Here is a 19,884-nt window from a genome sequence, read left to right on the forward strand (position 1 = left end):
GCCACGCGTGGTTCGATCGGACCGCCCCTGGCTGGCACGGACACCGGGACCAACGAAGCCCGCCGCGTCCGGGTCACGCGCCGTACGGGTGAGGGCGGATTAGAACTGGGATGCGCACTCAGATCCGGCCCCGCGAGAGCTCGAGAAGAGTCATCGCGAGCGAGGTACCGGGCTTGCCGAGCGCGTCCCTGTAATGGCCGAGCACCTCCATCTCGCGGGAGAGGTGCACGCGCCGCCCGCCGGAGGAGATCCGCGCCTCCTGGACGACGGCGGAGACGGCCATGCGTTCCTGGACGAGACCGATGATCCGGTCGTCGAGGGAGTCGATGCGCTCGCGGGCACCGGCGATGACGTCGGCGGGGGTTTCGGTGGTGGTTTCGGTGGTGGTCATGGGATCGGGCTCCAGTCTCAGTGGCGGGCGGAGCCCGGGACCGGCACGACCCGGAAACGACAGACGCCCCGGGCCTTGTCGGCCCGGGGCGCCTGGGAAGTCGCTTGTCAGTAACTCAAGCAGCACGACCATGGCATCCGGCGGGCCGGCTGCCATAGGTAAAGACGAAGGTCGTCTGCGAGAACATGGGCGCCACTATAGCGCGCTCAACTCAAGCCCCTCCGGCGATTGAGGAGCGGGGTCCGGGGCGGAGCCCCGTGACCTGAGGGACAGCCGAGCCGAGCCGTTAGAATCAACGGTACGACCCCCTGCTAAAGCCGCCGGAAGGCAACCCGTGTCATCAGCGACTTCCGCTGCCGCCGCCCCCGACACCGTCCTGGTCGTCGACTTCGGTGCGCAGTACGCCCAGCTCATCGCCCGCCGCGTCCGTGAGGCCCGGGTCTACAGCGAGATCGTGCCGAGCACCATGCCGGTCACGGAGATGCTCGCCAAGAACCCGGCGGCGATCATCCTCTCCGGCGGCCCCTCGTCGGTCTACGCGGAGGGCGCCCCGAGCCTGGACCGCGCGCTCTTCGAGGCCGGTGTCCCCGTCTTCGGCATGTGCTACGGCTTCCAGCTGATGGCGACGACCCTCGGCGGCACCGTGGACGACAACGGCGCCCGCGAGTACGGCCGCACCCCGCTCGCCGTCTCCAAGGCCGACTCGACGCTCTTCGAGGGCACCCCGGCCGAGCAGCCGGTGTGGATGTCGCACGGCGACGCCTGCTCCGCCGCCCCCGAGGGCTTCACCGTGACCGCCTCCACCGAGGTCGTCCCGGTCGCCGCCTTCGAGAACGACGAGAAGAAGCTGTACGGGGTCCAGTACCACCCCGAGGTCATGCACTCCACGCACGGCCAGCAGGTCCTGGAGCACTTCCTGTACCGGGGCGCGGGCATCAAGCCCACCTGGACGACGGGGAACGTGATCGAGGAGCAGGTCGCCGCGATCCGCGAGCAGGTCGGCGACAAGCGCGCCATCTGCGGCCTGTCCGGCGGCGTCGACTCGGCGGTCGCCGCGGCGCTCGTCCAGAAGGCCATCGGCTCGCAGCTGACCTGCGTGTACGTCGACCACGGTCTGATGCGCAAGGGCGAGACCGAGCAGGTCGAGAAGGACTTCGTGGCCGCGACCGGCGCGAACCTGAAGGTCGTCGACGCGAGCGACCGATTCCTCAAGGCGCTCGCCGGGGTCTCCGACCCCGAGGAGAAGCGGAAGATCATCGGCCGCGAGTTCATCCGGGTCTTCGAGCAGGCGCAGCTGGAGATCCTCCAGGAGGACGGCCCTGAGGTCGCCTTCCTCGTGCAGGGCACCCTCTACCCGGACGTCGTCGAGTCCGGCGGCGGCACCGGCACCGCGAACATCAAGTCGCACCACAACGTGGGCGGGCTCCCCGACGACATCGAGTTCGAGCTCGTCGAGCCGCTCCGCCAGCTGTTCAAGGACGAGGTCCGCTCGGTCGGCGCCGAGCTGGGCCTGCCGGACGAGATCGTCCAGCGCCAGCCGTTCCCCGGTCCGGGCCTCGGTATCCGGATCGTCGGCGACGTCACCAAGGAGCGCCTCGACCTGCTCCGCGAGGCCGACGCCATCGCCCGCGAGGAGCTCACCGCGGCCGGCCTGGACCGCGAGATCTGGCAGTGCCCGGTCGTGCTGCTCGCCGACGTCCGCTCGGTCGGCGTCCAGGGCGACGGCCGCACCTACGGCCACCCGATCGTGCTGCGCCCGGTCTCGTCCGAGGACGCCATGACGGCGGACTGGACGCGGATGCCGTACGAGGTGCTGGCGAAGATCTCGACGCGGATCACGAACGAGGTCAAGGACGTCAACCGCGTCGTCCTCGACGTGACGAGCAAGCCCCCGGGCACCATCGAGTGGGAGTAGCCGTACCCACCACGGCTTCCGCTGCTACGACCGCTTCATCGTGCGTACGGCCTCGCCCGGCTTCCACACCTGCGCCACCAGGTACCTGTCGTCCTCGATGTACGTCCGGGTGACTTCGGTCAGTTCCGTGCGGAACAGGTGGAAGTCGTCCGGGTCGGGGACGTCGACCTGGTCGGTGTAGCGGGCGATGACGGCCGGGTCCTCGACGAGGTGGGCGCGGCCGCTGATCCGCACGTCGCCGCCGCCCATGGTCGTGCCCTCGCCCGGGTTCGCCTGGAGGGCGAACCGCGGGTCGCGCAGCAGGTCGCGGGCCTTGAGCGAGTCCGGCATCATGCCGAGCCACAACTCGCCGTGCGGGAACCGGACTTCGAGTCCCGAGGTGCGGGGCGAACCGTCCTTGCGGAGGGTCGCCAGGGTGTGGTGCGTATGCAGGCCGAAGCGGGCCTCGACGGTCTTGGCGAGGTCCGGTTCGGCGGTGGCGAAGGCAGCCCAGTTCGACGTCATGCGTCGAGACTGACGCGGATACCCGACACCTTCTGTCCGGTATCGATATCGGTATCGGCGGCGATTCGCCGCGATCTCTTCACAGCGGGGGCCTGTCGCCTTGGAGGTCACAGAGGTACCTTCCGCTCCATGTCTACGCAGAACCCCGTCCCGATACCCCCCGACCAGCTGCACTTCGCCATGCCGCCGGTGCACACGAACGCGGCCGACGAACGGCGGTACCGCAAGGAACGGCTCGCGGGGGCGCTGCGGATCTTCGGGCGGCTCGGGTACGAGGACGGGGTGTCGGGGCACATCACCGCCCGGGACCCGGAGTTCGACGACTGTTACTGGGTGAACCCGTTCGGGATGCCCTTCCGGCACATCACCGTCGGCGACCTCGTCCTCGCCAACGGGGACGGGCAGGTCGTCGAGGGCCGCCGGCACGTCAACCAGGCCGCGTTCACCGTGCACGCCGAGGTGCACCGGGCCCGGCCCGAGCTCGTCGCCGTGGCGCACTGCCACTCCACGTACGGGCGCGCGCTGGCCGCGCTCGGCGAGCTGGTCGAGCCGATCACCCAGGAGGCCTGCGCCTTCTACGAGGACCAGGCGCTGCTCGACGAGTACACGGGGGTCTCCGTCGACGCGGGCGAGGGCAAGCGGATCGCCGCCGCGCTGGGCGGCTACAAGGCGCTCGTCCTGCGCAATCACGGCGTGCTGACCGTCGGCGACTCGGTGGACGCGGCGGCCTGGTGGTTCATCGCGATGGAGCGGTGCTGCGAGGTGCAGCTCGCGGCGCGCGCGGCCGGGCGGCCGATCCTGATCGACCGGCGGCAGGCCACCGCGACCCGCGACCAGACGGGCGGCGACCTCGTCGCGTGGATCAATTACCAGTCCATGTGGCAGGACATCACGCGCAGCGAGCCGGATCTGCTGGCGTGACCCCAGAGGCCCCGGGGCCCCTGGGAGCCTGGGGGTCGCTCCGCTAGCGGAAGTCGCGCAGCACGACCCGCTTCGTCAACGCGAACTCCTCCTCGGTGAGCACCCCTTGCCGGTGCAGCTCGCCCAACTCCCGTAATCGGCGCAGGAGTATGTCGTGGTCGGTGTGGAGCGGCCCCGGCAGGGCGGGAGTGTCGGGGGGCATGGACGGGTGCGGCAGGCGGGCCGTGACGGCGGCCGCGACGAGGGCTGTCAGCAGGTCCTTGCGGGCGTTGCCCCACAGGTCGAGGGCGTAGGGGTCCTTCTCCGGCGGCAGCTTCGCGTACGGCGTGCCCTTGAGGACGAAGCGCAGTACCCCGTCCTCGTAGCCGGAGTTGGGCACCCAGTCGACGCCGTCGAGGTCGCCGAGCGCGATGACGCGTGGGCCCGTCACCCGCTTCACCCGGTCCGAGGTGTCGCTCCAGTCGATCCGGATGCGGCTGCCGTCGAAGGAGACCGTGCCGTCGCTGGAGCGTACGGAGACCGGGACCGCGGGCCCCGGCACGAGGTACGAATCGGCCGGCCCGTCCGGGAGTTGCTCGAGGATCAGTGCCTGGCGGATCTCCTCGGCGACGTACTCCGCGACGCCGGAGCGGTCCGCGTCGACCGCGAGCCGGTAGGGATCGGCGGTGTCCGGGAGGCGGCCGCCGGTGGCCTGCAGCAGCGGGTCGGCGGCCTCGCGCAGGGTGAGGCGGAGCCGGCCGCGCTTGCGCTCGGGTTCGTAGGCGACCCCGGTCACGGCCGTGAGCGGCACGCTGATCTCGCCGTACGTCTGCCGCAGCAGGGCCACGCTGCGGTGCAGGCCCGGAGTGATGCGGACCGTGGTTCCGTCGAAGGCCCAGGTTCCGTCACGCTGGATGATCTCGGCCATACGGAAATTCTCGCAGTGCCGTCAACGCTCCGGTCAATACGGACGGACGCTGTTCACTCTGCGGGGGCGGTCCCGTGCGCCGGGGCGCGCGCCGCGTACGGCACAATTCCTCTTCACCACAAAGAAGTTGACGGGTTACGCAACTAGACGAGTCATGCAACCAACTGACGGACGACACAGAAGCTGAGGGCGGGGGCGTCGCGGTGGCGGTGCAGGAAGCGCGGCAGGGGCAGGGCGCGCACGAGGGCGGATGCACGTGCGGCGACTGTCCGCACGGGGCGCGCGAGGGGCATCGCAGGGCGGTGGCCGCGTTCCTCGCGAAGCGGGACGTGCTGGCGTCCGGGGGCGGTCTGCCGGCCGCCGTCGCGCACTCGGCCGGGGCCTCCCGGCAGTGGATCTCCGACGAACTCACCCAGTCCGCGCGGGCGGTCGCCGACCGCGGCCGTGAGGAGGGCGCGGCCTGGCTGGCGGGCCTGCGGCCGCGCACCCTGTACGTGGTGTGGGGCGGCGTCGTCGCGCTGCTGCTCGTGCAGGCGCTCACCGCGATCGGCGCGGGCTGGAGCACCGCGCGCACGGCGGGCCTCGTCGCCGCCGTCGTGGTGGGCGGGCTGCTGAGCGGCGCCGCGTCCGTGCACCGGACCCGTGGTGGTGTCCTCGCGCCCCTGATCGGCGAGGACAACCGGCTGTCGACGTCCCGCGCGGTGGCGGGCGGCATGGTGCTCTTCGCGGTCTACGCGGTGCTCGTCCTGGCCGCCGAACTGGCCTCGGCGTCCGGCCGCGCGGCCCGCGAAGACCTGATCGACGGCCTCGAACTCGCGCGCGGGGCAGGCCTGTTGACCGTCCTGGCCGTGGTGTGCGCGGTCGCGGTGCTGGTGCGCCGGGTGGTCGGCGTGCGCGTGCTCGGCCAGCGGCTGCAGAAGGTGCCCGCCGCCCGGCCGCGTGCCGCGGACCTGCTCACCGACGACTCCGGGCGCGGCAGCTTCACCGACACGCAGTACGTCGCCGTGTGCGCGGCCGCCCTCGTGTGGGCCGCGGCCCGCCTCGCCCGCCGCCCCGACCAGCTGCCCGACCTGCCGTGGAGCCTCGCCGTTCTGGTGGCGGTCTCGGCGGCTACGTACATCTGCGGCAAATACGCGGAGGGCGGCCGCCCCGTCGTCCTCTCCGTCGTGCGGGCCCGCGAGGCCGGCGACCTGGACGCGCCGATCCGTACCGGCGACGACATCGAGATCCGCGGCGCCGGGTTCGTGCCGCCCGGCGCGGGCCCGGCCGACCAGCTCGCCCGGGTCGCCGTGCGCATCGGCACCGTGCATGTCCATGTGCCGCTCGTCCCCGTCCCCGGCGGCTTCACCAATCCGGCGGACGCGCTGCTGACCGTGCCGGTCCCGGTGGACGTCGAGCCCGGCCGGGTCGAGGTGCAGGTGATCACGGCGACGGGCGTCGAGACGAACCGCTGCGCCATCGACGTCGTCGAGTGAGTGGATTTCGCGCTGAGCTGTGCATCGTTTCAGCTGATCGGTACCGGAAGTGAGCCCGGCCGCCTTCTCGTACGTATGGTCGGGTAAAGGCATCAGGTGCGAGAAGCGCGCGAGAGGCGGCGGACCGGCGATGACGCACGGTATGCGAACAGACCTGCACAGCAGCTACCTGCAAAGAGGCAGCGGCGGCCGCCGTGACTGGCGCGACACCGCCCAGCGGTACGCCCTGGTGCCCCTGCGCGTCTTTCTCGGCGTCACGTTCATCTACGCGGCGCTCGACAAGCTCACCAGCAGCTCGTTCCTGCACGCGAGCGGCGCCGGGTCCATCGGGGATCAGATGCGCGGAGTGCGCGACAGTGCCGCGATCCCTCAACTCGTCGACCTGGCGCTGAAGTCGCCGACGGGGTTCGGCTACGCGATTGCCTTCGGCGAGCTGGCGGTGGGGATCGGCACGCTGATCGGGCTGCTGGCTCGGATCGCGGCGGTCGGCGGTGCGCTGATCTCCCTGAGCCTGTGGCTGACGGTGAGCTGGGCTGCGGAGCCGTATTACCTGGGCAATGACCTGGCGTACCTGATGGCGTGGCTGCCGTTGGTTTTGGCGGGGGCGGCGGTGTGGTCGGTGGATGCGTGGTGGCGGCCGCGGTGGCGGGGTTGACCGGTGCCGGCCGCGCCCCGCGCCCCTGAGTGTCTGCCGGGTTCGGCCGTATGGTCGCCGCGGGCCGGTGGGCGCGGGTCGCGCAGTTCCCCGCGCCCCTGAGCGTCTGCCTGGTTCTGCCGTATGGGATCTGCGGGCCCGGTGGGGGCTTCTCGCGCAGTTCCCCGCGCCCCTGGAGCATGCGGCTTCGCCGCAGCCCCATGGCCTGAGATGGCGCACGCAGTGCGCATCTCAGGGGCGCGGGGAACTGCGCGACCAGCCCCCACCGGGCCCGCGGTCGACCACGCCCCACCGGGCCGGGGCTGACCCTGTTCAAACCGGGCCGGGGGGCGACCCCGTTCAGACCGGGCCCGCGGTCGACCACGCCCCACCGGGCCGGGGCTGACTCCGTTCAAACCGGGCCGGGGGCGACCCCGTTCAGACCGGGCCCGGGGTCGACCACGCCCCACCGGGCCGGCGCTGACCCCGTTCAAACCGGGCCGGGGGGCGACCCCGTTCAGACCGGGCCCGCGGTCGACCACGCCCCACCGGGCCGGGGCCGACCCCGTTCAAACCGGGGCCTGGGCCCACCCCGTTCAACCGGGCCCCGCCCAAACCCGGTTCAAGCGGAGCGTCGGCGCTTGAGGCGGATGGCCCGGGTCGCCGTCCCCACCGCCGCCGCCAGGCAGAGCCCCCCGCACACCACAGGGATGACCACGAACCACGGTGTGTCCCACGCTCCGCCCGCGTCGCCGAAGTAGATGACGGCCGCGATCATCAGGGCGAGCCCCGCGATCAGCCGCCCGGGGTGGAAGTCATGCCGCACGGGACACCTCCGCCTGTCCGAGACCGACCTCGAGATTGATCTCCAGTACGCCGCCTGAGTCCCCGAAGGTGACGGTCTTCTCGACGCTGGGCCGGATGTCGACGTCGTTCGATTCGTCGCCGGGCAGCTGGACGTCCCCGACGCCCACCTCGATGCGCAGCTTCACCGTGCTGCCCGTCGGCACGACGACTTTCGCCTGTCCCGCTCCGACCTCGACGTGCGTGGCCAGCGTCTCGCCCTCGGCCACCTTCACCTTCGACAGGTCCAGCGTGCCGACCCCCGAGCCCAGTTCGTAGTGCGGCCGCAGTTCCGACGCGCTCGCCGGTGCCCAGTCCGTCCGTACCCAGTCGGTGCCGATGTTCGACGGCAGCGCGGCCGACGCGGCGAGCAGCCCCGCGGTGAGCACCGCGAGGATCATCGAGCCCGCGCCGGTCCGGCCGCGGAACGCGCTGATCGCGATGCCGAGGCCGAAGACGCCGAGCGCGATGGCGAGCCCGGTCTGCAGGCTGGCGCCGAGCGAGCGGGACTCCCAGGACGCGCCGGTACCGGCGGTGCCCGCGATGAGCGCGGCGAGGAACGTGAGGGCGCCGATGCCGCGTGGCCGTCGGGGCGCGGCGGGCCGTGCGACCGCGGACCCGGACCGGGCGGCGGCCTGCCCGGGCGTGAGGTCCGTGAGGTTCTCGCTGTCCGACGGGCCCCAGAAGTAGCCGGTGCCGCCGACGTGCGTGCCGTCCTTCACGATCGGGTCGCGCCACCACGACGGCGCCGGGGAGACCGGCGGGGCCTGCGCCTCCGGCGGGGCGTCGGCCGCGGCCTGCGCGGTGACCGGGTCGGGGTCGGCGGTACGGCGCTGCTGCGACCAGTAGCCGGCGCCCGCGAGCAGCAGGGCGAGGACGACGGCGAAGGTGAGGGCGCCCCCGTTGTTCAGCATGGACAGGAAGACGCCGCAGCCGACCAGCGCGGTGACGATGGCGGCGAGCCCCGGCCCGTCCACGCGCCCCGTCAGGAGTTTGCGGAACTCGTTCTCGTCCTCGTCGTCGTAGGGGACGAAGAGCCACGCGAAGCCGTAGAAGATCAGGCCGATCCCGCCGGTCACGGCGAGTACGGCGAGGCCGATCCGGAAGATCACCGGGTCCATGTCGCAGTGCCGGCCCAGGCCCGCGCAGACGCCGCCCAGCGTCTTGTGCGGCCGGTCCCGGCGGAACCGGCGCGGCGGGGCGGGCGGTTCCGTCTCTGCGTGGGGCACCGCGTCGTGCGGGGCGTACTCCGTCATACGTCCATGGTGACGGGCCCGCGCCGCCGACGGCAGTCGGGACAACCCTGGCCGGACCCTGAGATCACCCCTGAGCCCGGCCTCGTACGGGCCCGGAGATCAGGGACCTATCGGGGGAGTATCCGGGGCCGACCCTGATGCCGGTTGCTGGTCCGGCGTGTGACGATCGGTGGCATGCCGGAAGCAGCGACCGTCCCTCTCAAGGAAGACACGCGGGACCCGCGTGACCCGCGGCCGCCGCGCAAGCTCTACCGCAGCAGCGACGGACGCTGGCTCGGCGGGGTCGCGCGGGGTCTTGCGGGGCATCTCGGTCTGCCGGTCGTCTGGGTGCGGCTGGTCTTCGTGGGCCTGTTCATGGCGGACGGGCTGGGGGCCCTGCTCTACGCGGCGTTCTGGTTCTTCGTGCCGCTGGGCGTGGGCGGGGTCGGTACCGACCGGCCGCCCGTGCTGGCCACCGAGACGGCCTCCGACGGGCGCCGCAGGCTGGTCGCGCGCCGTCCCGACAAGGGCCAGATCCTCGCGCTGCTGCTGATGGTCATCGTCGCGATGATCTTCGTCCAGAACGTGAACCTCACCGGCAACACCAAGGCGTACCTGATCCCCACGGTCCTCGTCGGCGCGGGTGTCGCCCTCGTCTGGCGCCAGGCCGACAACGCGCGCCGGGCCCGCTGGGCCGAGGTCGGCCGCCGCAGACGCACCCTGAACCTGGCCCGCGCCGCGGCGGGCGTCGTCCTGGTCGGCGCGGGCGTCACCGGCATCTTCGTGACCCAGGGCGCCACCGAACACCTCGGCTCGATCCTCCAGGCCGCGCTCGCCGTCCTCGTAGGCATCGCGCTCCTGGCAGGCCCCTACCTGATCCGTATGACCCAGGACCTGTCCGAGGAGCGGCTGATGCGCATCCGCGCCCAGGAGCGCGCGGAAGTGGCGGCCCACGTCCACGACTCGGTCCTGCACACCCTCACCCTGATCCAGCGCAACGCGGACAGTGCTTCCGAAGTACGCCGTCTCGCCCGCGCCCAGGAGCGCGACCTGCGGGCGTGGCTGTACAAGCCGGCCGCCGCCGAGTATCCGCAGGAGCCGGAGACGGTCGCCGAGGCGGTCAAGCGCAACGCGGCGGAGGTGGAGGACAAGCACGGCGTCCCCCTGGAGGTCGTGGTCGTCGGCGACTGCCCGCTCGACGACGGCCTGCGCGCACAGATGCAGGCCGCGAGGGAAGCGATGGTGAACGCCGCCAAGTACGGTGGCGAGGGCGGGGCGGTACAGGTTTTCGCAGAAGTCGAGGGAGTAGGAGTGGCCGGGGGCGAGGTGTTCGTGTCCGTACGGGACCGCGGCCCCGGCTTTGATCTCGACTCCATCCCCGTGGACCGCATGGGCGTAAGAGAATCGATCATCGGCCGGATGGAACGCAACGGCGGGACGGCCCGGCTGCGGGCCGTCCCGGACGGCGGCACGGAGGTCGAACTGACCATGAAGAGGGCGGAGAGGGCGTCATGACGGAACCGACGGAGTCCACTGCGGAGTCCACCGAGGAAAGCGGCCCCGGGCGGCACGTGCGTGTGGTGCTGGTCGACGACCACCGCATGTTCCGTACGGGCGTCCAGGCGGAGATCGGCCGCACCGAGTCGACGGGCGTCGAGGTGGTCGGCGAGGCGGCCGACGTCGACCAGGCGGTCACCGTCATCACGGCGACGCGCCCCGAGGTGGTCCTGCTGGACGTCCACCTCCCCGGCGGCGGCGGGGTCGAAGTCCTGCGCCGCAGCGCCCAGTTGATGTCGGACGCGCAGAACCCGGTCCGCTTCCTGGCCCTGTCGGTGTCGGACGCGGCGGAGGACGTCATCGGCGTGATCCGCGGTGGGGCGCGCGGCTACGTCACGAAGACGATCACCGGCACGGACCTCGTCGACTCCATCTTCCGTGTCCAGGAGGGCGACGCGGTGTTCTCGCCGAGGCTGGCCGGGTTCGTCCTCGACGCGTTCGCCTCGACGGACGCGCCCCCGGTCGACGAGGACCTGGACCGTCTGACGCAGCGGGAGAGGGAGGTGCTCCGGTTGATCGCGCGCGGCTACGCGTACAAGGAGATCGCCAAGCAGCTCTTCATCTCGGTGAAGACGGTCGAGTCCCATGTCTCGGCGGTGCTCAGGAAGTTGCAGCTGTCGAACCGGCACGAGCTGACGCGGTGGGCGACGGCGCGACGCCTGGTCTGACCGTTCGACCCGGCCGGACGCCCGTCGCTGCGCAGGCCGGTTTCTAGTGGTTCAGGGCGCGCATGAACTGCTCCGCGAGCTGTCCGGTGTCGATGGTGTCCGCGCTGCGCCCGGACAGGATGTGGAAGAAGGGCGGGCCGATCAGGAGCGCGGTCGCCTCTTCGCGTGTGAGAGCGGTGCCGCTCGGTTTCCGCACCGCCTCCACGACCTCTGCGGCGCTTTCCCCGAGGATGTCGCGTGAGGCGAGCAGCGCGGCGACGTCCGCGTCGTGCTGGGCTTCCCCCAGGAGCGCGCGGTAGGCCGCGCCCGCGTGGGAGCGGGACAAGAAGGTGACCAGGGCGTCGAGGTACGTCTCGAGGTCCTTGCGGGGATCGTCGCTGCCGGGCACGGAGAGTTCCTGCCGGGCGTCGATGGCGCTGGCCTCGTAGAGGACTTCCGCCTTGTTCGACCACCAGCGGTACACGGTCTGACGGCCCACGCCCGCCCGTTCGGCGATGCCCTTCATGGTGAGGGCGGCGTACCCGACTTCGATCAGCAGGTCGTCGACGGCGTGCAGCACGGCGGTGCGTGCGCTCTCACTGCGGGGCCGGCCGCGGCCACTTCCATCCACCATGCCGCCACTCTATACGAGGCACGGTGTCTCGCATGTGTTACCTTTGCGGTGCACGGTGACTCGTAAATGGGTGTCCGGCGGTCAGGGCATTCCCCTCTGCCACCCGCCACCCGCCACCTGTCTCCGTCATCCGCAGCGCTGTTCACATGTCCTGTTCACGTGCCCTTTCGGGGCGAAGGAGGTCACGCTCATGCGTGCATTTGTCACTGGAGCGACCGGCTGGATCGGCTCCGCCGTTGTCGACGAACTCATCTCGGCGGGGCACCAGGTCATCGGCCTGGCCCGGTCCGACCGGGCCGAGCAGGCTCTCGCGGCCAAGGGCGTCGATGTCCTCCGCGGTGACCTGGACGACCTCGCCTCCCTGCAGCGCGGCGCCGCCCAGGCGGACGCGGTCATCCACATGGCCAACAAGCACGACTGGGGCAACCCCGCCGAGTCCGACCGCTCCGAACGCGCCGCGGTCCGGGCCCTCGGCGACGCCCTGGCCGGAACCGACCGCCCGTTCGTCGTCGCCGCGCCTCTCTCCGGCCTCGTCGAGGGCCGGCCCGCCACGGAGGACGACGTCTCTCCGGCCATCGGCCCGGACTCCAACCGGGGCGGCAGCGAGAACCTGGCCCTGGACTATGTGGCCCGGGGCGTCAGGACCGTGATCACCCGGTTCGCGCCGAGCGTGCACGGCAGCGGCGACTGGGGGTTCGTCAACTTCCTGACCGCGGCCGCCCGCAAGCAGGGCGTCTCCGGCTACGTCGGCGACGGCTCCGCCGCCTGGTCGGCGGTGCACCGCGACGATGCCGCCCGCCTCATCCGCCTCGGCATGGAGCGGGCACCCGCGGGGACGCGCCTGCACGCCGTCGCCGAGGAGGCCGTCACCACCAAGGCGATCGCCGAGGCGATCGGCCGCAGCCTCGGCCTGCCGGTCGAATCCGTCGCCCCGCAGGACACCGGAGCCCACTTCGGCTTCGTCGGCAGCTTCTTCGCCTCCACCATGACCGCGTCCTCCCACGCGACCAGGCAGCTTCTCTCCTGGGAGCCCACCGGGCCGTCCGTACTCGCGGACATCGACGCGGGCGCCTACACCGCCTGACGAGACACCCCGTGCTGCCCCCACCTGTAGACCCACCGAAGGAGCCGACACCGTGCCCACGCATCCCTGCACGCTCGAAGAACCACGTGTCTCCGCCGCCCTGACCCGCATGTTCGAAGCCGCCGCCCGAGACGGAGAGACCGGGGCGCGTCTGGGGCGCGACCAGCCCTCCGACCCGGGGGCGCGCACGGCGCAGGAACGCGCTGACACGGCGCAGGAGATCTACATGCCTGTCTCCGCCGAAGGCGGCAGGCTCCTCTACAACCTCATCCGCGCCACCAGGCCGACCCGTGTCGTCGAGTTCGGCACCTCGTACGGCATCTCCACCCTGTACCTGGCCGCCGCCGTTCGCGACAACGGCACGGGCCAGGTCATCACCACGGAGATGAGCCGGACGAAGGCGGCCGCCGCCCGCGACACCTTCGCCGCCACCGGCCTCGACGACGTGATCACCGTGCTGGAGGGGGACGCCCTGCAGACGCTCGCCACACCGCGGCAGCCGGTCGATTTCTTGTTCCTGGACGGGTGGAAGGACCTCTGCCTGCCCGTCCTGCGGCTCCTTGAGCCGTCCATCGCGCCCGGCACTCTTGTCGTCGCCGACGACGTGGACCTCCCCGACCTCGGCCCCTACCTCGACCACGTCCGCGAGACCGCCAACGGCTATCACAGCGTCACTTTCCCCGTCGACGACGGCCTCGAAATCAGCTGCCGGCTCTGATCGGGCCCCGAATATGGAGTGCGGCCCGGACCGCACCTGTGGCTCCATGGAAGCCATGTCACTGATGTCCCCGGACCGCCTGCTCGCCTTCGCGGCGATGTCCTTCGTCCTCATCGTGATCCCCGGCCCGAGCGTCCTGTTCGTCATCGGCCGCGCCCTCGCCCAGGGCCGCCGCACCGCGCTGACGACCGTCGTGGGCAACACGATCGGGGCGTACGTCCTCGTCGTCGCCGTTGCCCTGGGCGTCGGCTCACTCGTAGAGCGCTCGATCGTCGTCTTCACGGCACTGAAGCTGCTCGGCGCGGCCTACCTCGTCTACTTGGGCATCAAGGCGATACACCAACGCCGGGCGCTGCAGACGGTGTTGGCGAAGAACGGCGCCGACGGATCCGGCACCGGAACGCTGCGCACCCTCTGGGAGGGCTTCGCGGTCGGCGTCGCCAACCCCAAGACGATCGTCTTCTTCGCGGCGGTCCTGCCTCAGTTCGTCGACCGGGAGGCGGGCCACACCACGCTCCAGATGCTGCTGCTCGGCCTGGTCTTCAACATCATCGCGCTGACATCGGACAGCGTCTGGGGCCTGGCGGCGGCGACGACCCGCTCCTGGTTCGCCCGCTCGCCGCGCCGCCTCGCGATGGTCGGCGGGACGGGCGGCCTGGCGATGGTGGGCCTGGGCGTGACGGTGGCGGTCACGGGGCGGAAGGACTGAAGGGGACTGAAGGGGGACTGAAGGGGGACTGAAGGGGACTGAAGGGGACTGAAGGGGACTGAAGGGGGAGCCCGGGCGGCCGTCCCCGGCGTCGGTTTTCGACGGGTGAGGCGGCCCGGGGCTATCCGGGTGAAATGCGGTGGAGGGCGTCTGTGCGGTCTGAGAAGAGGGCATGACCTGGGCAAACGTCGCGAACACCTACCTGAAAGGGACCCCATGCGTATTCGTACTGCCGTGGCAGTCACCGCCCTCGCCGCCGCCGCCGTTCTGGGCGCAAGTGGCACCGCCCTCGCCCACGACGATGCCGATTACGGCTCGCAGTCCGCCTACGGCTACGAGAACCTCGGCGGCCCCGCCGGGATCACCAAGGCCGGGGCTTTCCACAGCGAAGGCGACCACGACAACGGCTGGGCGGCCGGCTTCCGCTACGAGAACCTCGGCGGTCCCTCCGGGATCACCAAGGCCTCCGGCTGGAGCGAAGGCGACCACGACGGGCAGTTCGGCGACAACCACTGACGCACCTCTGAAGGGGGCCCGCCGAGCAGGAGCGGGCCCCTTTTCGTTTGCCCGCGTCCAGGCGCGGTGTTCGCGTATCCGAACCGGTGGCGACGGGCCTGGCTCGCTCCTCAGCCGCCGGAGGGGTTCGGTCCTGGCCGGGTCCAGCCGGCCCACGCCGACGCGACCATGTCCCGCACGTCCCGCTTCGCGCTCCAGCCGAGCTCCGTCGCGATCCGGTCGGCGGAGGCCACCACGCGGGGCGGGTCGCCGGGGCGGCGGGGGGTGATGAGGGGCGCGCGGTCGTAGCCCGTCTCCGCGGTGATGAGAGTGATCATCTCGTGGACCGAGACGCCTTCGCCGCGGCCGATGTTGAGGGTGAGGTCCGTGCCGGGGGCGGCGTCGGCGAGGCGGCGGGCGGTGGCCACGTGGGCCTCGGCCAGGTCGGTGACGTGGATGTAGTCGCGTACGCAGGTGCCGTCCGGGGTCGGATAGTCGGCGCCGAAGATGTGGGGGGCCTCGCCCGCCGTGAGCCGTTCGAAGACCATCGGGACGAGGTTGAAGACGCCGGTGTCGGCGAGCTCCGGGGTCGCCGCGCCCGCCACGTTGAAGTAGCGCAGGGACGCCGTCGCCAGGCCCGTGGCGCGGCCGGTCGCCCGGACCAGCCACTCACCCGCCAGCTTCGTCTCGCCGTAGGGGGACATGGGCACGCACGGGGTGTCCTCGGTGACCAGGTCGACGTCCGGCATGCCGTAGACCGCCGCCGAGGAGGAGAACACGAACGAGCGGACCGCGTCGGCCGCCGTGACCGCGGCCAGCAGGACCCGCAGGCCTTCCACGTTCTCGTGGTAGTAGTGCAGCGGCCGCTCGACCGACTCGCCCACCTGCTTCTTCCCGGCGAGATGGACGATCCCGGTGACGCCGTGGTCGGTGAGCGTCCGGTCCAGGAGGGCGCGGTCGAGGGTCGAGCCGATCACCAACTCGACGTCGGAAGGCACCCGTTCGGCCACGCCGGTGGACAAGTCGTCGTACACGACCGGGTGTTCGCCCGCCGCGCGCAACGCGTGCACCACGTGGGCGCCGATGTAGCCGGCCCCGCCGGTGATCAGCCAGGTCATGTCGGTGAAGTCCCCTCGTAGTGCTCGTCGTGCCGCTGTCGCTCGTGATGCTGGTCGGAACCGGTGCGTGTGCACTCCCGGAGGTCAGTGAAGCAGCCGTGCCGCCCTGCGCCGCACCACCGACACCACCCCGCGCAGCCCCGGGGCGGTGCGCAGCGCGAGGGCGCCCGAGTGGGTGGCGTACGGCTGGGCGAGCAGCAGCCCGTGGCGGCGGCTCGGTACGGCGACCCGGCGCAGCAGGCCCGGCCCGCGGACGGCGTGCGCCGTGGCGTCGCGGCGGCTGCCGTCGGCGAAGTGCAGGCGGAGCCGGATGTCGCAGGTGCCGGGGCGGCCGAGCGCGGACAGGTCGAGGACGGAGGTCGCCACCCACGTCTCGTCGTCCGCGTCATCCGAGGAGGCCTCCTCCGCGTACGCGTCGTGGAGAGCGTCGAACGTCGCCGTGCGGCGCTGCAGTACCGTGCCGCGCCGCCGGTCGATGATTTCCACGTCCGCCGTGCGCGGCCCGGCGTCGGCCACCCGCCCGTACAGCTCGTGCAGCCGGAGCGTGAGCCGGGTGCCGCGGGCGCTCGGGCGCAGCTCGCCGTCGACGGTCACCGGGAGCAGGTCCATCGGGCGGTGCAGCAGGTGTTCGAGGGAGACCTGGGGCAGGTCGGCCGACCAGACGGGCGTGCCGTCGGGGGCGCGTGTGTACGGGGGGAGCAGCCGGGCCGGGCGGGCGGCGACCTCCTTGACGCGGGGCAGGTCGCGCGGGGCGGCGGAGGCGAGGACCAGGCGGCCGACGACGCGGCCCGGAGCCGGGGCCGCCTCGAAGTCGGCGGTGTCGAAGGACTCCAGGTAGGCGCGGGTCCTGGTCCACCACTGGCTGCGGTACTCGGGCCCGCGCAGATCGAGCTCACGCGCGTACATCCGCAGGGAGTGGTCGAGGAAGTAGGAGCGGGCCGCGCGGGCGAGCCGCTTCTGCGAGGCGGCGAGGAGGATGTCGACGGACTGGCGGTGGGCGTCGAGGCGGGCCTGCCAGTTGTCGATGCCGGACCGGTCGAGCGAGAGGGAGAGCCGTTCGGCGGCGCGGCGTACGTGCCACACGTAGACCCGGTCGGGGATCAGGGCCATGCGCGGAGCGGCGGCGAGTACGCGCGCCGTGAACACGAAATCCTCGTAGACGAACCGGCCGTCGGGGAAGCGGATCGCGTGCTCGCGCAGGAAGTCCGTGCGGTAGAGCTTGTTGACGCAGAGGGTGTCGTGGACGAGGCGCGGGCGGCGGGCCGGATGCGTCACCACGGCCGCCTTCGCGTAGAGCTCGGGCTGCCAGGGGGACTCGTGCCCGGAGGGGAGTTCGCGCCGTACGCACAGCCCGGCGGTGACCTGCGCGTCGTGCCGTACGGCGGCGGCCAGCAGGGCGTCCACCGCGCCGGTCGGCAGCACGTCGTCGCTGTCGAGGAACATCAGGTACGAGGAGGTGGCGCGGGCGATCCCGTCGTTGCGGGGCGTGCCGCAGCCGCCGCTGTTGGTCTCGCGGCGCACCACCGTCAGCCGCGGTTCGTGGGCGGCCAGCCCGTCCAGCAGGGCGCCGCTGCCGTCCGTGGAGCAGTCGTCGACCGCGATCACCTCGCGCACGGCCGGCCCCTGCGCGAGCGCCGAGCGCACCGCGTCGCGGACATGGGCGGCGTCGTCGTAACCGATGACGACGACCGTGACGGTCGGGGCGGCCGAGGCGGTCAGGTCGGTCGGTGCGGTCGGGGCCGGGGGGTCCAGGGCGTTCACAGGGTAAATCTTAGGGGTTTCAGGTAATTGTCCGGTAAGAGGAAGGTTTTACTCTTTTGTGGCACGGCAAAGGGAACGGAACGCCACCAAAACCCCTCCGAGGAGAAGGGCGTTGCGCACCGCCATCACCGCGACGCCCGGCCATGTACCGGTCTTCACGTCCTCGTACAGGACCGGGTACGCGAGCGCGCTCACGGCCGCCGCCGCGAGGACCAGCAGTGCGACCGGGCGCTGGGTGGTGTGCCGTGAGGTGAGGCAGACCGCGGCGAGGCCGAGCAGCCAGATCAGGTACTGCGGGCTGATCACGCGACTGGTGACGGTGAACATCAGCACGGCGCACAGCGCGGCGTCGTACGGCGTCGCCGCCGAGAACCGACGGGCCCGAAGGCGCCACCACAGCAGCACCCCGAAGGCCGCAGCCGTGGCCGCGAGCGAGAGGGCCGCCACGACGCCCACGTACGGCCCGACGAACTCCATCGCCCCGTACTGGTACCGGACCCGCCCCGGCCACCCGGCCCGGCGGGCCAGCATCAGTGCCGTCCCGCCGAGCGATTCGATCTGCACCCCGCGTCCGCTCTGCCCGCGCAGGAACGAGAACGGCGAGCGGAAGGCCAGCGCCAGGACCAGGATCAGCGCGGCCGCCGCGGCGAGCGCCGCCGTCCATGCCTGCCTCGTCGTACGTCCCCGCGGCGCGCCCAGCAGGGTGAGCGCCGGCCAGACCTTCACCAGAGCGCCGAGCGCAGCGAAGGTGCCCGCGAGGCGCGGCGAGCGGTGCAGGGTGAGCAGCGCGAGGACGGCGAGCGCGGTGACCTCGATGTCGTAGCGGGCGAGCGGGATGTGCAGGAGGAGGGGGAGGCCCGCCGTCCACAGCCAGGCGCCGCGCGGGTCGCGGCTGCCGCGCACCAGTACGTACGTGACGAGCGCGTCGGTGGCGAGGGTGAGTGTCACGAACGCCTGGAAGTACGTCAGGCCCGGGAGCAGGTCGGGGGCGAGCAGTACCGGGCCCGCGCCCGGCGGGTACTGCCACAGGGGGTCGCCGGTGGGGAACGTGCCGTGGGAGAGGGTGACGTTCCAGCGCGCGTACAGGTCGTGGACCTCGCGGGCGACGCCGCCTGCCCCGAGCGGGTGCGTGCCGTCCCGGACGAGCAGGAAGAGCATCGCGGCGCGGGTGAGCAGCCAGGTGACGGGGAGTGCGGCGCGGGCCGGGCGGGCCCAGGTGGTGGGGGTGGCGGCCGGGGCCGTCGGACGTTCTCGCGTGTCGACTGTCACGATGTGGGAGCGTATGTCCCATGTTGCCCCTGAGGGCTGAACCGGGTGTCCCGGATCAGTCGAGCGTCGCCGCGTCCAGTGCCGCCGTCAGGCGGTTCAGGCGCTCCCGCAGGTCCTCGATCTCCGCCAGCTCGAAGCCGGTCGCCCGCGCGATGCTGCGCGGGACCTGCGCCGCCCGCTCCCTGAGGGCGGAGCCCTGCTCGGTGAGTGTCACGTTCACCGAGCGCTCGTCCCGCGCGCTGCGTTCGCGGCGCACGAGGCCGTTCGCCTCCAGGCGCTTGAGCAGGGGCGAGAGCGTGCCCGAGTCCAGGCGCAGCCGCTCGCCGAGGCGCTTGACCGGGAGCGCCGCGTGCTCCGGGTCCTCCCAGAGGGCCAGCATGACCAGGTACTGGGGATAGGTGAGGTCGAGATCCTTGAGGAGGGTGCGGTAGACGCTGCCGAACGCGCGCGATGCCGCGTTCAGCGAGAAGCAGATCTGTCGGTCCAGCCGCAGGAAGTCCGCATCGGGGATGTCGGTCATGACTCCAGGGTAGCGGAACACATCATTTAGTTGTGCACAATTGAATTGCGTGCTCTACTTGCACTTGTACTTGTACTTGCACTTGAACTTGAACTTGAACGCGAACTTGCCCGATCCCGAGAAGGAGCCCCTCATGGACGCCATCTACACCGCCGTCGCCACCGCCACCCACGGTCGCGAAGGACGCGCCGTCTCCTCCGACGGTGTGATCGACCTCCAGCTCGGCATGCCCACCGCGATGGGCGGCAACGGCGTGGGCTCCAACCCGGAGCAGCTCTTCGCCGCCGGTTACGCGGCCTGCTTCGGCAGCGCCCTCGGCCTCGTCGGCCGCTCGGCCAAGGTGGATGTCAGCGACGCGGCCGTCACCGCCGAGGTCTCCATCGGCAAGCAGGGCGAGGGCTTCGGCCTCTCGGTCGTGCTCCGCGTCGAGCTGCCCGACTCGGTCGACGCCGAGACGGGCCGCAAGCTGGTCGAGCAGGCCCACCAGGTGTGCCCGTACTCGAACGCCACCCGCGGCAACATCGACGTGGACCTCGTCGTCGAGTAG

At 71.8% G+C, this 19,884-nt stretch carries 21 protein-coding genes; 11 read left to right on the forward strand and 10 right to left on the reverse strand.

Translation table 11 applies throughout. The features are described from left to right. Positions 1–118: 118 nt before the first annotated feature. Positions 119–391, reverse strand: a complete 273-nt coding sequence (locus tag ACIREE_RS08250; RefSeq protein WP_404148002.1) for a chorismate mutase — start codon at positions 389–391, stop codon at positions 119–121. A 334-nt stretch (positions 392–725) separates the two neighbouring features. On the opposite strand from ACIREE_RS08250, the gene guaA reads away from it, so the two are divergent. Further along, complete coding sequence (gene guaA / locus ACIREE_RS08255; RefSeq protein ID WP_404148004.1) at positions 726–2,306, forward strand: glutamine-hydrolyzing GMP synthase; 1,581 nt, start codon at positions 726–728, stop codon at positions 2,304–2,306. Positions 2,307–2,330: 24 nt separating this feature from the next. Here guaA and ACIREE_RS08260 read toward each other — a convergent pair whose 3' ends face one another. Further along, entirely contained in the window at positions 2,331–2,810 is a 480-nt protein-coding gene (locus ACIREE_RS08260; RefSeq protein WP_404148007.1) for a pyridoxamine 5'-phosphate oxidase family protein, read from the reverse strand. Positions 2,811–2,939: 129 nt separating this feature from the next. Between ACIREE_RS08260 and ACIREE_RS08265 the strand changes: the two genes are divergently transcribed. Continuing rightward, positions 2,940–3,731 carry a class II aldolase/adducin family protein gene (locus tag ACIREE_RS08265; protein ID WP_404148009.1) on the forward strand — a complete coding sequence of 264 codons (792 nt, stop codon included), beginning with the start codon at positions 2,940–2,942 and terminating at the stop codon, positions 3,729–3,731. A 43-nt stretch (positions 3,732–3,774) separates the two neighbouring features. Here ACIREE_RS08265 and ACIREE_RS08270 read toward each other — a convergent pair whose 3' ends face one another. Further along, a complete protein-coding gene (locus tag ACIREE_RS08270) occupies positions 3,775–4,638 on the reverse strand; it encodes a DUF4429 domain-containing protein (RefSeq protein ID WP_404148011.1) in 864 nt (287 codons plus the stop codon). Between the two features lie 203 nt (positions 4,639–4,841). Between ACIREE_RS08270 and ACIREE_RS08275 the strand changes: the two genes are divergently transcribed. Then, entirely contained in the window at positions 4,842–6,113 is a 1,272-nt protein-coding gene (locus tag ACIREE_RS08275) for a hypothetical protein (protein ID WP_404148013.1), read from the forward strand. A 130-nt stretch (positions 6,114–6,243) separates the two neighbouring features. Further along, positions 6,244–6,768, forward strand: coding sequence for a DoxX family protein (locus ACIREE_RS08280; RefSeq protein WP_404148016.1), 525 nt, complete (start codon positions 6,244–6,246; stop codon positions 6,766–6,768). Between the two features lie 601 nt (positions 6,769–7,369). Here the strand turns inward: ACIREE_RS08280 and ACIREE_RS08285 are convergent. Both ACIREE_RS08285 and ACIREE_RS08290 read right to left on the reverse strand, forming a co-directional pair. Then, positions 7,370–7,573, reverse strand: coding sequence for a hypothetical protein (locus tag ACIREE_RS08285; protein ID WP_404148019.1), 204 nt, complete (start codon positions 7,571–7,573; stop codon positions 7,370–7,372). After that, positions 7,563–8,846 (reverse strand): PspC domain-containing protein, encoded by a 1,284-nt coding sequence (locus ACIREE_RS08290; protein ID WP_404148022.1) that lies wholly within the window; start codon positions 8,844–8,846, stop codon positions 7,563–7,565. The genes ACIREE_RS08285 and ACIREE_RS08290 overlap by 11 nt, the downstream gene beginning before the upstream one ends. A 174-nt stretch (positions 8,847–9,020) precedes the next feature. Between ACIREE_RS08290 and ACIREE_RS08295 the strand changes: the two genes are divergently transcribed. Next, a complete protein-coding gene (locus ACIREE_RS08295) occupies positions 9,021–10,340 on the forward strand; it encodes a PspC domain-containing protein (protein WP_404148025.1) in 1,320 nt (439 codons plus the stop codon). Further along, positions 10,337–11,050, forward strand: coding sequence for a LuxR C-terminal-related transcriptional regulator (locus ACIREE_RS08300; RefSeq protein ID WP_404148028.1), 714 nt, complete (start codon positions 10,337–10,339; stop codon positions 11,048–11,050). The genes ACIREE_RS08295 and ACIREE_RS08300 overlap by 4 nt, the downstream gene beginning before the upstream one ends. A 43-nt stretch (positions 11,051–11,093) precedes the next feature. Here ACIREE_RS08300 and ACIREE_RS08305 read toward each other — a convergent pair whose 3' ends face one another. Next, the gene (locus ACIREE_RS08305; RefSeq protein WP_404148030.1) at positions 11,094–11,663 is read right to left on the reverse strand and encodes a TetR/AcrR family transcriptional regulator; all 570 of its coding nucleotides are present in this window, start codon (positions 11,661–11,663) and stop codon (positions 11,094–11,096) included. Between the two features lie 190 nt (positions 11,664–11,853). Here ACIREE_RS08305 and ACIREE_RS08310 point away from each other — a divergent pair, with 190 nt between their 5' ends. From ACIREE_RS08310 to ACIREE_RS08325, 4 genes are all read left to right on the forward strand, one after another. Next, entirely contained in the window at positions 11,854–12,747 is an 894-nt protein-coding gene (locus ACIREE_RS08310) for an SDR family oxidoreductase (protein ID WP_404148033.1), read from the forward strand. A 52-nt stretch (positions 12,748–12,799) separates the two neighbouring features. Then, on the forward strand, positions 12,800–13,465 hold the full coding sequence (locus ACIREE_RS08315) for an O-methyltransferase (protein WP_404148035.1): 666 nt from the start codon (positions 12,800–12,802) through the stop codon (positions 13,463–13,465). 55 nt (positions 13,466–13,520) lie between these two features. Then, complete coding sequence (locus ACIREE_RS08320; RefSeq protein WP_404148038.1) at positions 13,521–14,174, forward strand: LysE family translocator; 654 nt, start codon at positions 13,521–13,523, stop codon at positions 14,172–14,174. Positions 14,175–14,390: 216 nt separating this feature from the next. Beyond that, complete coding sequence (locus ACIREE_RS08325; RefSeq protein ID WP_404148041.1) at positions 14,391–14,690, forward strand: hypothetical protein; 300 nt, start codon at positions 14,391–14,393, stop codon at positions 14,688–14,690. 110 nt (positions 14,691–14,800) lie between these two features. Here ACIREE_RS08325 and galE read toward each other — a convergent pair whose 3' ends face one another. From galE to ACIREE_RS08345, 4 genes are all read right to left on the reverse strand, one after another. Beyond that, positions 14,801–15,787 (reverse strand): UDP-glucose 4-epimerase GalE, encoded by a 987-nt coding sequence (galE, locus tag ACIREE_RS08330; RefSeq protein ID WP_404148044.1) that lies wholly within the window; start codon positions 15,785–15,787, stop codon positions 14,801–14,803. Between the two features lie 84 nt (positions 15,788–15,871). Further along, positions 15,872–17,539, reverse strand: a complete 1,668-nt coding sequence (locus ACIREE_RS08335) for a glycosyltransferase family 2 protein (protein ID WP_404148219.1) — start codon at positions 17,537–17,539, stop codon at positions 15,872–15,874. A 57-nt stretch (positions 17,540–17,596) separates the two neighbouring features. Then, positions 17,597–18,817: a glycosyltransferase 87 family protein gene (locus tag ACIREE_RS08340; protein WP_404148046.1), complete on the reverse strand. Its 1,221-nt coding sequence runs from the start codon at positions 18,815–18,817 to the stop codon at positions 17,597–17,599. Positions 18,818–18,872: 55 nt separating this feature from the next. Next, positions 18,873–19,337 (reverse strand): MarR family winged helix-turn-helix transcriptional regulator, encoded by a 465-nt coding sequence (locus tag ACIREE_RS08345; RefSeq protein ID WP_404148048.1) that lies wholly within the window; start codon positions 19,335–19,337, stop codon positions 18,873–18,875. A gap of 133 nt (positions 19,338–19,470) precedes the next feature. Between ACIREE_RS08345 and ACIREE_RS08350 the strand changes: the two genes are divergently transcribed. Beyond that, the gene (locus ACIREE_RS08350) at positions 19,471–19,884 is read left to right on the forward strand and encodes an organic hydroperoxide resistance protein (protein WP_404148050.1); all 414 of its coding nucleotides are present in this window, start codon (positions 19,471–19,473) and stop codon (positions 19,882–19,884) included.

Source organism: Streptomyces sp. NPDC102467 (assembly GCF_044765445.1).
Lineage (GTDB): Bacteria > Actinomycetota > Actinomycetes > Streptomycetales > Streptomycetaceae > Streptomyces.

What these genes read in the sequence shown, in the direction of transcription:
- ACIREE_RS08250 (WP_404148002.1), bottom strand. Translation starts at nt 391, where the DNA reads ATGACCACCACCGAAACCACCACCGAAACCCCCGCCGACGTCATCGCC.
- ACIREE_RS08260 (WP_404148007.1), bottom strand. Translation starts at nt 2,810, where the DNA reads ATGACGTCGAACTGGGCTGCCTTCGCCACCGCCGAACCGGACCTCGCC.
- ACIREE_RS08265 (WP_404148009.1), top strand. Translation starts at nt 2,940, where the DNA reads ATGTCTACGCAGAACCCCGTCCCGATACCCCCCGACCAGCTGCACTTC.
- ACIREE_RS08270 (WP_404148011.1), bottom strand. Translation starts at nt 4,638, where the DNA reads ATGGCCGAGATCATCCAGCGTGACGGAACCTGGGCCTTCGACGGAACC.
- ACIREE_RS08280 (WP_404148016.1), top strand. Translation starts at nt 6,244, where the DNA reads ATGACGCACGGTATGCGAACAGACCTGCACAGCAGCTACCTGCAAAGA.
- ACIREE_RS08290 (WP_404148022.1), bottom strand. Translation starts at nt 8,846, where the DNA reads ATGACGGAGTACGCCCCGCACGACGCGGTGCCCCACGCAGAGACGGAA.
- ACIREE_RS08295 (WP_404148025.1), top strand. Translation starts at nt 9,021, where the DNA reads ATGCCGGAAGCAGCGACCGTCCCTCTCAAGGAAGACACGCGGGACCCG.
- ACIREE_RS08300 (WP_404148028.1), top strand. Translation starts at nt 10,337, where the DNA reads ATGACGGAACCGACGGAGTCCACTGCGGAGTCCACCGAGGAAAGCGGC.
- ACIREE_RS08305 (WP_404148030.1), bottom strand. Translation starts at nt 11,663, where the DNA reads ATGGTGGATGGAAGTGGCCGCGGCCGGCCCCGCAGTGAGAGCGCACGC.
- ACIREE_RS08310 (WP_404148033.1), top strand. Translation starts at nt 11,854, where the DNA reads ATGCGTGCATTTGTCACTGGAGCGACCGGCTGGATCGGCTCCGCCGTT.
- ACIREE_RS08320 (WP_404148038.1), top strand. Translation starts at nt 13,521, where the DNA reads ATGTCACTGATGTCCCCGGACCGCCTGCTCGCCTTCGCGGCGATGTCC.
- ACIREE_RS08325 (WP_404148041.1), top strand. Translation starts at nt 14,391, where the DNA reads ATGCGTATTCGTACTGCCGTGGCAGTCACCGCCCTCGCCGCCGCCGCC.
- galE (WP_404148044.1), bottom strand. Translation starts at nt 15,787, where the DNA reads ATGACCTGGCTGATCACCGGCGGGGCCGGCTACATCGGCGCCCACGTG.
- ACIREE_RS08345 (WP_404148048.1), bottom strand. Translation starts at nt 19,337, where the DNA reads ATGACCGACATCCCCGATGCGGACTTCCTGCGGCTGGACCGACAGATC.
- ACIREE_RS08350 (WP_404148050.1), top strand. Translation starts at nt 19,471, where the DNA reads ATGGACGCCATCTACACCGCCGTCGCCACCGCCACCCACGGTCGCGAA.